This is a genomic window from Streptosporangium sp. NPDC003464, assembly GCF_053588315.1.
The window spans coordinates 1-12,212 of sequence record NZ_JBSFPS010000297.1 but is presented as its reverse complement, the minus strand read 5'-3'; the positions used below and the strand labels follow the sequence as shown (position 1 = coordinate 12,212).

At 70.5% G+C, this 12,212-nt stretch carries 14 protein-coding genes; 4 read left to right on the top strand and 10 right to left on the bottom strand.

What is annotated here, in order from left to right; genetic code table 11:
• The first annotated feature begins 102 nt into the window (after positions 1-102).
• Both ACWDS7_RS41050 and ACWDS7_RS41045 read left to right on the top strand, forming a co-directional pair.
• Entirely contained in the window at positions 103-495 is a 393-nt protein-coding gene (locus tag ACWDS7_RS41050) for a hypothetical protein (RefSeq protein WP_451933686.1), read from the top strand.
• A complete protein-coding gene (locus tag ACWDS7_RS41045) occupies positions 492-1,442 on the top strand; it encodes an NAD-dependent epimerase/dehydratase family protein (protein WP_451933685.1) in 951 nt (316 codons plus the stop codon). Before ACWDS7_RS41050 ends, ACWDS7_RS41045 begins: the two co-directional genes overlap by 4 nt.
• On the opposite strand, the gene ACWDS7_RS41040 is transcribed toward ACWDS7_RS41045, so the two are convergent.
• A complete protein-coding gene (locus ACWDS7_RS41040) occupies positions 1,418-1,927 on the bottom strand; it encodes a GNAT family N-acetyltransferase (RefSeq protein WP_451933684.1) in 510 nt (169 codons plus the stop codon). The two genes, ACWDS7_RS41045 and ACWDS7_RS41040, sit on opposite strands and share 25 nt — an antisense overlap.
• 58 nt (positions 1,928-1,985) lie before the next feature.
• A complete protein-coding gene (locus tag ACWDS7_RS41035) occupies positions 1,986-2,984 on the bottom strand; it encodes an SDR family NAD(P)-dependent oxidoreductase (RefSeq protein ID WP_451933683.1) in 999 nt (332 codons plus the stop codon).
• Between the two features lie 79 nt (positions 2,985-3,063).
• Between ACWDS7_RS41035 and ACWDS7_RS41030 the strand changes: the two genes are divergently transcribed.
• On the top strand, positions 3,064-3,666 hold the full coding sequence (locus tag ACWDS7_RS41030; RefSeq protein ID WP_451933682.1) for a TetR/AcrR family transcriptional regulator: 603 nt from the start codon (positions 3,064-3,066) through the stop codon (positions 3,664-3,666).
• A 16-nt stretch (positions 3,667-3,682) separates the two neighbouring features.
• The gene (locus ACWDS7_RS41025; protein ID WP_451933681.1) at positions 3,683-4,375 is read left to right on the top strand and encodes a ubiquinone/menaquinone biosynthesis methyltransferase; all 693 of its coding nucleotides are present in this window, start codon (positions 3,683-3,685) and stop codon (positions 4,373-4,375) included.
• 125 nt (positions 4,376-4,500) lie between these two features.
• Here the strand turns inward: ACWDS7_RS41025 and ACWDS7_RS41020 are convergent, their stop codons facing one another.
• The 8 genes from ACWDS7_RS41020 to ACWDS7_RS40985 all read right to left on the bottom strand — a co-directional run bounded on the left by ACWDS7_RS41020 (position 4,501) and on the right by ACWDS7_RS40985 (position 11,709).
• Positions 4,501-5,031, bottom strand: coding sequence for a tyrosine-type recombinase/integrase (locus ACWDS7_RS41020; protein ID WP_451933680.1), 531 nt, complete (start codon positions 5,029-5,031; stop codon positions 4,501-4,503).
• Positions 5,032-5,140: 109 nt separating this feature from the next.
• Positions 5,141-6,421: a hypothetical protein gene (locus ACWDS7_RS41015; RefSeq protein ID WP_451933679.1), complete on the bottom strand. Its 1,281-nt coding sequence runs from the start codon at positions 6,419-6,421 to the stop codon at positions 5,141-5,143.
• Positions 6,422-6,736: 315 nt separating this feature from the next.
• Positions 6,737-7,939, bottom strand: coding sequence for a cytochrome P450 (locus tag ACWDS7_RS41010; protein ID WP_451933678.1), 1,203 nt, complete (start codon positions 7,937-7,939; stop codon positions 6,737-6,739).
• 94 nt (positions 7,940-8,033) lie between these two features.
• Positions 8,034-8,594: a TetR/AcrR family transcriptional regulator gene (locus ACWDS7_RS41005; protein WP_451933677.1), complete on the bottom strand. Its 561-nt coding sequence runs from the start codon at positions 8,592-8,594 to the stop codon at positions 8,034-8,036.
• A gap of 260 nt (positions 8,595-8,854) precedes the next feature.
• A complete protein-coding gene (locus tag ACWDS7_RS41000; protein ID WP_451933676.1) occupies positions 8,855-9,262 on the bottom strand; it encodes a hypothetical protein in 408 nt (135 codons plus the stop codon).
• Positions 9,259-9,594 (bottom strand): RNA polymerase sigma factor, encoded by a 336-nt coding sequence (locus ACWDS7_RS40995; protein ID WP_451933675.1) that lies wholly within the window; start codon positions 9,592-9,594, stop codon positions 9,259-9,261. The genes ACWDS7_RS41000 and ACWDS7_RS40995 overlap by 4 nt, the downstream gene beginning before the upstream one ends.
• Positions 9,595-9,621: 27 nt before the next feature.
• Positions 9,622-10,404, bottom strand: a complete 783-nt coding sequence (locus tag ACWDS7_RS40990) for a MerR family transcriptional regulator (RefSeq protein WP_451933674.1) — start codon at positions 10,402-10,404, stop codon at positions 9,622-9,624.
• A gap of 132 nt (positions 10,405-10,536) precedes the next feature.
• A complete protein-coding gene (locus ACWDS7_RS40985; RefSeq protein WP_451933673.1) occupies positions 10,537-11,709 on the bottom strand; it encodes a serine hydrolase domain-containing protein in 1,173 nt (390 codons plus the stop codon).
• Between the last annotated feature and the right edge of the window lie 503 nt (positions 11,710-12,212).

Genomic DNA, 12,212 nt, shown 5'->3' with positions numbered 1-12,212 from the left:
GCGTCCTGTACTTCCCCGTCACGGGGGGCTGGCCCGTCCTGGCCATCGGCGTGCTGGCCCTGCTGGCGGCTCGCCGGCCCCGCGAGAGCGGCGAGGTCTGACGTGAGCATCCTCATCAGGACGGCCCTCGTTCTGGCCGCGGCGTCGATGCTGGTCACCGGCGTGTGGGCGCGGGTCGACCCGGCAGGCTTCGCCGCCTGGGCCGGCTGGCCGAACCACGTGCACTTCCTGCACGACGCCGGGGTGTTCCAGATCGGCATCGGGCTGATGCTGGCGTGCGCACTGCGGTGGCGTGACGTCGTCACCCTGGTGCTGGCGGGGTTCGTGTTCACCAACACCTTCCACGCGGTCAACCACGCGACCGACCTCGACCTCGGCGGCCGCGCCTCCGACCCCTGGCTGCTGCTGGCGTTCTCCCTGGTGGGGGCGGCCGGGCTGGCGGCCAGGCTGCGCGTGCTGTCCGTACGCCGGGCGCGTCAGGAGGTGCGGGCGTGAACGTGCTGCTCGCCGGCGCGACCGGCACCCTGGGCTCGGTCCTCGTACGCGGGCTGCTCGCCGCCGGTCATGAGGTGTGCGGGATCACGAGATCCGCCGCCGGCGCCCGGCGGCTCGCCGAGGCGGGCGCCACCGCCGTCGTCGCGGACGTGATGGACCGGGACGTGCTCCTGAAGGCGCTCGACGGCCTGCGCGCGGACGCCGTCGTGCACCAGGCCACCGCGATCACCGGCCTGCCGCTCTTCCACCGGGCCCTGTACGCCACCGACGCCCTCCGCGAGCGCGGCACCGCGCACCTCGTCGCGGCCGCCGCCCTGGTCGGGGCCCGCAGGTTCGTCACTCAGTCGTTCTTCCTCGGGTACGGCTACCGCGACCACGGCGAGGCCCCGGTGACCGAGGACCGCCCCTTCGCCGAGCCCGGCCAGGGCGCCTTCGATCCGCACATGCGCTCGATGCGCGCCAACGAGGAGCAGGTCTTCGCGATCGGCGGCATCTCCCTGCGCTACGGCATGTTCTACGGCCCGGAGCCGACCACCGCCAAGCTGCTGGACCTGGCGAGGAAGCGGCTGCTGCCCGTCCCCCGTCCGGCGAGCGTGGTCTCGCTGGTCCACGTCGAGGATGCGGCCGCCGCCACGGTCGCGGCGCTGGAACGCGGCAGGCCGGGCCGGGCCTACAACGTCGCCGACGACCATCCGGTCGGTTTCGACGAGTACGTCAGGGGGCTGGCGCGAGCGGCCGGTGGGCCCGTCCCGCTGACGGTGCCGGGGTGGCTGCTGCGCGGCACGCCGTACATGCACGCCCTCATGGTGGGGACGCGGCTGCGGCTGAGCACCGGCCTGGCCCGGAGCGAGTTGGGCTGGATGCCCGCCTACCCGTCCTACCGCGAGGGGTTGGCCCGCCCGACGGGCGGGCCGGACGCGCGTCAGACGCCGAACGGTGCCGGATAGACGATCGTGCCCGAGGGCACGGGGACGGTCTCGTCGAAGACGAGCGCCATCATCGCCTCGTCCGGGACCTCGAAGCCGGGACGGATCCCGTAGGTCGAGGCCCGGACGAAGCCGAACCGCGGGTAGTAGGTGGCGTGGCCGAGCACGAGCACGAGGTTCTCGCCCTTGTCGCGCGCGGCCGGGAGCCCGGCCCGGATGGCGGCCGAGCCGGCCCCCTGCTTCTGGTGGTCGGGCAGGACCGCGCACGGGCCCAGGGCCAGGGCCGGCGCGTCGCCGACGTGGCAGCGGGTGAACAGCGCGTACCCGGCCACCGTCCCGTCCGGGGTCTCGGCGACGATGGACAGATCGGGGTACCAGGCCGGATCGGCGCGCAGCGCCTCGATGAGGTCGGCCTCCAGCGAGGTCGGGAACGCGCCGAGCGCGACCTCGCGGATCCGCGGGATGTCCTGCGGCGTCTCGGGCCGGGTGATCCAAGTGGACGACATGGTGGGTCGCCTTTCGTGAGTGTCTGCGGTTCGGGGATCTGTGCGTGGCACGGCCGGGTCAGGCGGGCGCGGCGCTGGGCCGGGCCCCCTGGTCCAGCAGGGCATTGATCATCTCTTGGAGCCGGTCGCGTCCGACGTCGCCGAGCGCGCCGGCCAGGGCGTGGGCGAGCTTGTCGAACGGGTCGTCCGTCGGCAGCTCGCGCGCCCGCTCGGCCAGTTCCGCGACGGTCCACGGCCCGTCCTTGCGGATGTGGCCGCCGAGGGACCAGCCGTGGTTGACCGCGACCGTCCCGCCCCGCACCGACAGGACCTGGCCGGTGAGCGGGCAGGCCGCGCCGGCCAGGTACGCGGCCACGGGCGCGCAGGCGGCCGGGTGCAGCGGGTCGAACCCGGCCGCCGGAGGCTCCTCGCTCATGCCGGGAACGGCGAGGGTGAGCCGGGTACGGGCCATCGAGGGCGACAGGCAGTTGACGCGGACGCCGTACCGGCCGAGTTCGAGGGCGGCGACGACGGTCAGCGCCGCGACCCCGGCGTTGCCCGCCGCGTACGAGGACTGCGCGGGCAGCGGGTTGAGCAGGCCGGATCCGGAGGAGGTGTTGACCACGGCGCGGTCGGTGCGGTCCCCGGCCTCGTACCGGTCGCGCCAGTGGCGGGCCGCCCAGCGGGTCACCGCGAAGGTGCCCTTGAGCTTGACGGCCACGACGTCGTCGAAGTCCTCCTCCGGCAGGTCGACCAGGCCCCTGTTCCGCTCGATCGTCGCGTTGTTGACCACGACGTGCAGGTCGCCGAAGGACTCCAGGGCGGTCTCCACCATCCGGCGGGCGCCGTCCCAGTCGGCGACGCTGTCGGCGCTGGCCACGGCCTCACCGCCTCGTGCCGTGATCTCCTCGACGACCTTCGCGGCCACTCCTGCGTCCCCGCCCGTGCCGTCGATCGCGACGCCGGGGTCGTTGACCACGACCTTGGCGCCTTCGGCGGCGAAGAACAGCGCCTCCTCACGTCCGATGCCGCGTCCCGCTCCGGTGATGAGGACGACGCGTCCGTCCAGACTTCCCATGGACGACCTCCAAGTCGCTACAGTTTATGCATCGATTCACAGTATGCACCAATTCAGAGGGTGCAATAGGCTGTCGTACGTGGCGGAGAAGCAAGGACTGCGCGAGCGCAAGAAGCAGCGCACAAGGCAGGCGCTGGTCGAGGCGGCGCTGCGGCTGTTCGAGGAGAAGGGCTACGACCAGGTGACCGTGGCCGAGATCGCCGACGCCGCCGACGTGTCCCCGCGCACCTTCTTCCTCCACTTCCAGGCGAAGGAGGACGTCCTGCTCGCCAACGCCGACGTACGCGTCGACCTGGCGCTGCGGGCGATCGACGAGCGCCGTCCCGAGGAACGGCTGGCCGACCTGCTGACGCGGGCGATGGACGAGATGATCGCCCACACCTGGGACAGCGACCTGCCCAGCGGGCTCGCCGCGCTCCGCGCCCGGCTGACCGCCTCGGTGCCGGCGCTCCAGGCCCGGCTGCTCCAGCGCTACCTCGCCGCGCAGACCGAGCTGGCTCGCGCCCTGGAGCGGGCCTTCCCCGGCACGCTCGACACGATCACCGCGTCCGCCCTGGTCGGCGCGATGGTGGGCGCGGTCAGCGCCGCTGCGCTCACCGCCCTGCGGCGCGGCGACAGCCCCGACGAGGTACGCCACGCCATGCGGCAGGCCATGGCCCTGGTGGCGCGATCCGTTCCATGACCGAGGAGCCGCACAGATGTCAGCACAGGCCAAAGGCGAGGAGATCCGGCGCACGTTCGACAGGATCACCGGCTACTACGACCTGATGAACCGCCTCATGACCCTGGGGCGACACGCCGCCTGGTGCCGGGAGGTCGCGGCGGGGGCGAGAGTCCCGCCAGGCGGCAGCATGCTCGACATCGCCACGGGGACCGGCGTCATCGCCCTCGCCGCCCGGAAGACCTATCCGGACTCGACCGTCCACGCCGTCGACTTCTCCGAGCGCATGCTGGCCGCCGCCGCGGCGAAACCCGGGGCCTCCGCCGTCCTCTGGCAGCAGGCGGACGCCAACGACCTGCCCTTCGGCGACGCGTCCTTCGACGCCGTCACCCACGGCTATCTCCTGCGCAACGTAGAGGACGTCGAGCGCGTGCTCCACGAGCAGTACCGGGTGCTCAAACCCGGCGGCCGGGTCGTCATGCTGGAGACCTGCCCGCCGCGCGGACCGCTCCGCCACCTGGTGGAGCTGGGCGTCCGGATCGTGATCCCCCTGCTCGGCCAGGTGGTCGCCCGCGACCGGCAGTCGTACGCCTACCTGCAGGAGTCCACGCTCGGCTTCATGACGCCGCGCGAGGTCTCCGCGATCCTCCGCCGGGTCGGCTTCGAGTCGGTCACGTGGACGACGAGGTTCCTGGGCACCCACATGATCATCTCGGCTCGGAAGCGGTGACTCTTCGCCCCGGACCTCAGGGTCACGGGCGGCCGAGGTCGGCCGACAGCACGGGTCCAGCCGAGATACGGGTAAAACCGGCCATGAGTCGATCTTGACGCCCGTTTCCGCAGGCAGGCATGCAGTCAGCGGTCAACTGTGATCAATTTGAGGGCGTCTTCCTTGTCCTTGTCGGACGGCAAGCTGTATCGGCGGGTGGTCTCCAGGCGGGCGTGGCCAAGAATCTCTGCGACCAAGACCAGGTCGGTCTTGCCGCGGACCAGCGTGGTGGCGAGCGTGTGGCGCAGGACGTGCGCCGTGATGGGATCGTCCAGCCCGGCTGTCTGGGCGATCTCGGCGATGATGCCGCCCGCAGCGCGGGCGGTCAGCCGCCCGCCCTTGGCGTTGAGGAACAGGGCCCGGCTGTCGCCCGCGTGGGGCCAGTTGGGGCGTTCGTCGAGCCAGAGCTGTAGTTCGGTGCGGAGTTTGGGGTGGATGTCGACCTCGCGGAACTTGCCGCCCTTGCCATACAGGCGCAGCCGGCCCTTGCGGGCCGACATCTGGATGTCGTCGACGTCGAGGCGAACGACTTCGCTGATGCGGGCGCCGGCGTAGTACGGGATCAGCGCTATGCACCGGCCCGGGGGGACAGATGCGCCTCCACGGCGCGCAGCCAACAGATGCGGGCGCGCTCCTCCAGGGCGCGGGGTGCGATTTTGGGCAGGTCTTCGCGGGCGACGTCGGCCTTGCCCAGGCCTCGGCGGACGTGGAAGTCATCCAGTGGGCTCAGGCTGGAAGCCGAACCCGTACAGTCCGAACATGTTCGCGCTGTCGACGCCGAGCGCCTCGGTCGCCTTGAACCATTCGTCGCTGTCGGGGACGCCGGAACCGTGGTAGGTGAGTTGATGGACGAGACCGCCGCGTGCGAGGTACTCCCACTCGGCTTTCGGAGGGCAACCGTAGCGGCGACCTCTCCAGTTCGTCGGACACCTCGTGCGGTGGTAGTGGCGGACTCGGCGCCTGCGCGGCGACCATCGGGCCCACCTCCACGTGTGTCAGCGGCCTCATCAGGTCCAGCTCGTCGAGGAACGTGTAGTCCTCCTCCCACTCCTCGCGCTGGTCGGCGGCGTGGCGGATCTCGGCCTCCTCCTCAGGCGAGAGGCCGACATCGACGCCGCCGGGCACGAGGCAGAACCGTACGCCCTGGCGCGACAGCACCGCGATCGGCGAGCCGCCGAACGAGCGCAGTCCGATCAAGAAGAACTCCGGGCCCAAGGCGGTGACGACGGCGCCGGCGATCTGCTCCCGGCGCCGCTCACCGACCGCCTCCCACGCCGCCATGGATCTCAGTTCCGGCGCCTCCACGAAGATGGCGCGCTCCCACGCACGTTCGGCGAGGGGGCCCAGGTCCGCGGCGCGGCGTTCCTCCGCGCGCTTGTCCCGCAGGTATCGGAGCGCCTCTTGAGCAGCGGGGGTCGGGCGCGGAAGGAGCGGACGCGGCGTGCCGCGCGACTCCTCCGTGATGAGCCCCTGCATGCCGTCGCTTCCGGGGGCCTGATGGATCAACCTCGTACGCGCGGCGGTGACAGCCGGTGTGCGGATGTCCAGCAGCCGGCCGAAACGCGGATCGAGATCACCGGCGCAGGCCAAGCGGGCCGCCGCGATCGCACCTGCCTGGTCCAGATGCCACCGTCGGGCTCCCGGCGGAACGGGAGCCTCGCCGAGGGCGATCAGGTGTTCGCAGACCTCGTGGGGGACCTCGGTGCCTGATACCTCGGCGAACATCCAGGCGAGCATCTCCGGCGTCGGCCCCGGCATGTCGTATGCGAGGGAGACGGCGCGGAGGAAGACCCGCAGGATCTCGGTCGGGGTGAAAGCCTCCGCAGTGAGGTCGTCCCGGATTCTCATCCACCGCGCGGTGCTCTCCAGCGCCGCCGGCGACGGGTCGTACTCGATGAGCGCGGCGCCTTCCAGCTCGTCCTCGGACGGCGTGCCGCTGTGCACGGCGAGAATGACCGGTAGCACACGCTCGTCGAACGACGAGTCCTCGAACACGCACGACGACATGACGCCACTCCCGACGAAGCGCTGCCGGACGGCAGACGGTGCCCGGCCAAGAGGTGGGAAGTCTCGCACACAGGACCGACATTCACCGTCTGGCAGGTGCGATTCGCGGGGAATGAGGTGATCCCACCGAGTCAGCGCCGACAAGCAGAACACCCAGCGGCAGGCTCTCCACCGACGACCGGCCCGCGTCGCTGAACGTGCTGTCCCCATCCGCGACGGCGGGAGTTGCCGGTTACCGACAGCTGCTTGGCGTGTGGTGGCACGTGCCCGCGGAGGGCCGAGGGCATCGTTCCCGCCCGGTTCGGGCGAGCGGGGCTACCAGGTGACCGGCAGCCGGTGCGCGCCGTAGATGCTCATGTCCGTACGCATCGGAACCTCCTCGGACGGAACCGCCAGGCGCAGCCCGGGAAAGCGCCGGAACAGCGCGGGGAAGGCCACACGCATCTCGATCCTAGCGAGCTGCTGACCGAGGCACTGGTGGATGCCGTGCCCGAAGGTCAGATGGCCCACGGTCGGGGGACGGGTGACGTCGAAGGTCTCCGGGTCGGCGAACCGTTCGGGGTCGCGGTTGGCCGCCGGCACCGAGATCGTGACCACCTGCCCCTTCCTGATCGTCTGACCGGCGATCTCGACGTCTTCGAGAGCGGCCCTGAGCGGCCCGAGGTGCGTGACGGCCAGGTAGCGGAGCAGTTCCTCGACGGCTCCTTCGATCAGTGGCGGCTCCGCCCGCAGGGTCGCGAGCTGTCCTGGGTCGCTCAGCAGGGCGAAGGTGCCGAGTCCGAGCATGTTGGCCGTGGTCTCGTGCCCGGCGACCAGGAGCAGCAGTCCCGCCCCCGCGATCTCCTCATGAGAGAGGTCGTCGCCGGTTACGAGGCCGCTGAGCAGGTCGTCAGCTGGTTCCGCCCGTTTCCTTGCGACCAGTTCGTACAGGTAGCCCATCATCGACGCCGTCGCCGCGCCGACCTCCTCCCTGGTCGACCCGACCCTCAGCGCGGTCGCGGAGTCGCGCTGGAAGCGCTCCCTGTCGGCGTACGGCACACCGAGCAGCTCGCAGATCACCAGCGAGGGGACCGGAAGGGCGAACTCCTGGATCAGGTCCGCGGGTGCTCCGCCCTGCTCCATGGCGTTCAGCACCTCCTCGGTGATCTGTTCGATCCGCGGCTCCAGCTGCCGCATCCTGCGAACGGTGAACTGCGCGGCCAACTGCTTCCTGAAGCGGGAGTGATCGGGCGGATCCATCTGCATGAAGAAGCCGGGCGGCTGGACGAAGTTCTCCGGCTCTAGCCCCTCCCAGCGGATCGGCCAGTGCAGGTTCTGCAGCAGGCTGCTGAAGCGTGAGTCCGTCAGCACCGCCTTGGCCGCCGAGAAGCCGGTCACCAACCAGCCCTGATGGCCGTCGGGATAGTGGAGAGGGCGTACGGGCGCCTCCTCCCGCCAGCGACCGAGCATCTCGGGAGGGTCGAAGGGGGAAGGGCGTTCGGTGGGAAAGGTGACAGGGGTGAATGAAGCCTCGGACATGGGCAGCTCCTTCATGCGTCCTCTACGGATGTAGAGACTCTACGACAGTAGAGGGCCGCTGGGGCAACCGGCCCACCGCAGGACCGTCCGGGCCTCAGGATCGGGTGGCGACGGCCAGCAGCATGCGGATCGTGGCACGCAGGTCGGGAGCGTCGGCGCGCGCTCCCATGCCGACGAGACGGTCGAAGACCACCCCGTCGAGGAAGGCGATGAGGTCGACGGCGTGCCGGTGGGCCTCGGGCACCCTGGCGGAGGCCAGCAGTTCGGTGATCATCTCGCGCAGGTGGTCGCCGCTCGCCATGAGGACGCGATGCAGCTCAGGCCGCCTGACCGCCTCGAGCGACAGCTCGTATCGAGCGAGCTGGCGATCGCGGCCGGTGGTGAGCCACTGCCCGACCACGGTCACCACCGCCTCAACCAGGCCTTCGAGATCGGAGCCCGCGGCGGCTTTCAGCGCCGCCAGGTCGGCGGCGGTGCCTTCCGCGAGCCGGTGCACCGTGGCCTGCAGCAGCGCCTGGCGCGTCCTGAAGTAGTACGACGTCGAGCCTTCGGGCAGCCCGGCCGCCCTGTCGACGGTGCGATGGGTCAGACCGCGCATGCCCTCCGCGGCGAGGACGGCGATCGCCACGTCGGTGATCTCTTCTCTGCGGGACACGCACCGAGTGTAGGCCCAGATCGGAAAGCCGGGCCAACGCGCGCCGCGATGAGGCCGTCGCCGAGCTCCCGCGTCCAGTACTCGCCCTCCGCCTGGTCCGGGGCGGCTCTGCGGGCGCGGCACCAGCCTCGGGGCTGGGATGAGTTCGGCCACTCGGGCGCGCGCACTGCTCGGCGGTGGTGCCCATGACTCTGGCGAGTTCCGCGGCGTCGTGTGCCCGCGTGCGCGCGGTTCGGCGGCCACGCCGTACGACGGCTCGGTCAGGAGAGCCCGAGGTCCCGGCGCGCGCGGGCGTACCGGCGGCCCGGCAGCAGGGCGCCGACCGCCCACGACTGGTTCTCCGGCATGCGCCTGCCCAAGCCCTCCAGCAGGCGCTGCGCGCCGGTGAGGTGCCCGCCGTGGTACTCCTTCTCCTGTACGGCCGCCGCGATCCGGGTCAGCACCACCTGAGCGTTGGCGGCGGGCTGCGTTCGCTCTCCCTGGAGCACGCTCACCCCGGTCGCAATGATCACGGCGGCGGCCACCGCCAGCGCCCGGATCGCCCATCCGCGCCTGGAGCGAGGACGGCTGGCACGGGCCACAAGAGCCGCCCGAGCTGCGGCTTGGGCGTCGGGGGTCGGCGGCGCTGGGCGCGCCCAGGTCTCGCGCAGCTTCTCGAGGTCGTTCATGGTCCGTCCCTTTCCAATGCGGCTTGCATTTTTTGGCTGCGGGCCCGGTGCAGTCGTGAGCGGGCCGTTCCGGCCGGGATGCCGAGCGCGCTGCCCGCTTCCTCGAAGGTCAGCTCCGCCCAGGCGACCAGGAGCAGCACGTCCCGATCGCGATCGGCGATCTCGGCGAGCCGGGGCGTGCGGGCTCCCGCGTCTACCCCCCGGCGACCTGGTCGGTGTGGTCCTCTACGGGGCTGTCGGCGCGGCTGCGCGATCCTGTCCTTTTGGCCGCTCCTTCGAAGGACGCGTGGTTGGCTGAGGCGATGCCCCCGGCGTGGGATGAGCCGCTCCAACGGTGTCTGCGGGCAGATCCCGGCCGGTCAGTGGGTGTCTGGTCTGGGGATATGGATGCCCGCCGCGCGGAGCTTGGCCTCGACGATCGCGACCCCCTGGGCCGTGGCCGATCCCTGCTGTTCGCCGTGGTGAGCGATCAGGTGGTACCGGGCCGCGGCATCGGTGCGAGCTTGCAGGCCGGTCACGATCTTCAGGTGTGCGGGGTTGGCGAGGAGGTGGTCGGCAATGGCGGTAGCGAGTTCGGCCAGGCGTGGGTCGTCCGGCTCCCATGCCGTGGCTTCGGTGGCCTGCTTGCTCAGTGCGACGAAGCAGGGGTCGTCGAGTGCGTGCTCGACATGGGTGAGGAAGTCGTCGAAGCCCTCGGGAACCAGGGCCCTGGCCAGTACCCAGCCCTCCCTGGTGGCCGCCACCTGCTCCGCGGGAAGGCCGAGGCCGGACATCCGCTCCAGCAGCGCCACTGCGCGGCCGGGCAGCAGGGCCCGGTCTCCGTCGGCGAGCCGGTGCAGCATGTCACGGCGCGCGATCAGCTCCTCGATCCGTTCGGTGAGCTGCCGCTCGACGTCGGCGAGCGCGGCGGCGAACTGGGCGGCGTCGGCGTCGAGCAGGGGCCCGACTTCGGCCAGCGGCACTCCGGCGGCGGCCAGCGTCCGGATCTGCACCAGCCGCAACAGCTCGGCCGATCCGTACCTGCGGTAGCCGGAGCTGTCGCGTTCCGGCTCCTTGACCAGGCCGAGCTTGTGGTAGTGGCGCACCGTCTTGACGGTGACGCCGACGAATGCCGCCGCCTGCCCGATCGTGACTCCGTTCATCGGCAGAATTCTGCCTGGTGCTCGAGCTCGGCGACCAGGCGGACCGCAGCCGTGCATGTGGCTCCGGTTCACGTTCTCCCTGATGCATGACCCGGAAGGGGTCGCCTCTGGAGGTGTGCGGGTCACAGGTGTTCAGTGCGCCGGCCGGGCCGGATCGGCCGGCTTGCCGCAGAACACCTTGTTGACGAGCTTTTGCTGAGCGTTCGGGAACGCTGTCGCTATGGACATGGCGGCGTCGTCCACCCAGTTCAGTACGGCGGTCAGGGTCTTGATGCCGTCGGGCGTGCTGTACATCAGCGTCGCGGAGCCGACGTTGCCGCCGTTGTGGGTGATCACAGTGCCGCCGCAGTCGGTTTTCTGGACGAACACCCCCAGCCCGTAGTCCATGTTCGGGATGCCCGTGGCGTGCGGGGTGAACATCTCGGCCAGCAGTGCGGCCGGCAGGAGCTTGCCACCTACCAGCGCGGAGATGAACGTGTGCAGGTCCGGGGTGGTCGAGATCATGTCACCGCCGGTGGAGACCCAGGAGGGGTTGTAGCGGGTGATGTCGATCGTCTTGTGCTGGCCGTCTTCCTCGTAGCGGTAGTAGATGTGGGCGTGCGGCGCAGGAATCTCCGGCGAGGCGTTCGGCACCACGGTGCCCGACAGCCCGAGCGGCCCCAGGATCAGCCGCTGCATCTCTTCGGCCAGCGAGCGGCCGGTGACCTTCTCGATCAGCAGCCGGGCCAGCACGTAGTTGGTGTTGGCATAGCTCCAGCCCGTGCCCGGCTCGAACCGGGCCGGCTTGGACAGCGCCAGACGGACCAGTTCCTCGGGCCGGTAGGCGTGGAACCGGTTGTCCACCCATTCCTTGCCCGTGGTGCTGTAGGGCACGGGGATCCCGTGCACGATCGTCCCATCGTCGTACATCTCGCCGGTGAAGTTGAACAGCCCGCTGGTGTGCTGCAACAGCATCCGCACCGTGATCCGCCGGTCCAGCCCGAACTCGGGCAGGTAGTCGGCCGCCAAGGCGTCCAGCTCGATCTTGCCCTCGGCCACCAGTTGCAGCACCAGGGTCGCGGTGAAGGTCTTGGTGTTGCTGCCGATCCGGGCATGCCCGTTGACTGGCGGCTTGGCAGTCCCGCCCAGCTCGGCCACCCCGGCGCTGCCGACCCACTCGCCCCGCTCATCGTGTACGCGCAGCGACACCCCGAGGAAACCGGACTCGACGATCTCCTCGATCGCCTTGTGCAGCTCCGGGCGATCCTGCCCGGCCGCAGCTGCCGGCAGGGTGCTCTTGTCCTGATCGGAACGGGTGATCGTCATGGTGGTTTGCCCTTCGAAGTTGTTACGTCCGGGGCGGCGTCTCGCCGCTGCGCCGAGCTTCCGCCCTGACCCGAGGTCAACCACAAGCGTGATCTAGCTCACAGCTGCATTGGGGGTCAAGACAGCTCGGGGAGCAGAACGCCGTCCCCCGCGCTGGGTGACAGTCGCATCTCGCGTGGGAGGTCCGGCGGGTGTTCCGTAACGCGATCCTCCACCGGAACACCAGCCGCCCGGGCAACCGCCCCAGGTCGGGGTGTTCCGGGAACCGTTCCGGTCAAGGCCCTCTATCCGGAGCACTTGAGGGCGTGAACGGAGCACGTGTCGGCTACGCCCGCTGTAGCACCGGCGAACAAGACGTCACTATCCAGACCGAGCAGTTGCTCGCGCTCGGCGTCCCAGCCGACCGGATCTAGTACTACAGCCTGATTTCGTGATTCTTAGGGGTAGCGTGCCGTTCTGTGACGACTGCTGATGATCTGCGGGAGTGGGCTGCAGGGCTGGAT

What these genes read in the sequence shown, in the direction of transcription:
- ACWDS7_RS41000 (WP_451933676.1), bottom strand. Translation starts at nt 9,262, where the DNA reads ATGAACGACCTCGAGAAGCTGCGCGAGACCTGGGCGCGCCCAGCGCCG.
- ACWDS7_RS41025 (WP_451933681.1), top strand. Translation starts at nt 3,683, where the DNA reads ATGTCAGCACAGGCCAAAGGCGAGGAGATCCGGCGCACGTTCGACAGG.
- ACWDS7_RS40985 (WP_451933673.1), bottom strand. Translation starts at nt 11,709, where the DNA reads ATGACGATCACCCGTTCCGATCAGGACAAGAGCACCCTGCCGGCAGCT.
- ACWDS7_RS41040 (WP_451933684.1), bottom strand. Translation starts at nt 1,927, where the DNA reads ATGTCGTCCACTTGGATCACCCGGCCCGAGACGCCGCAGGACATCCCG.
- ACWDS7_RS41015 (WP_451933679.1), bottom strand. Translation starts at nt 6,421, where the DNA reads ATGTCGTCGTGCGTGTTCGAGGACTCGTCGTTCGACGAGCGTGTGCTA.
- ACWDS7_RS40990 (WP_451933674.1), bottom strand. Translation starts at nt 10,404, where the DNA reads ATGAACGGAGTCACGATCGGGCAGGCGGCGGCATTCGTCGGCGTCACC.
- ACWDS7_RS41010 (WP_451933678.1), bottom strand. Translation starts at nt 7,939, where the DNA reads ATGTCCGAGGCTTCATTCACCCCTGTCACCTTTCCCACCGAACGCCCT.
- ACWDS7_RS41035 (WP_451933683.1), bottom strand. Translation starts at nt 2,984, where the DNA reads ATGGGAAGTCTGGACGGACGCGTCGTCCTCATCACCGGAGCGGGACGC.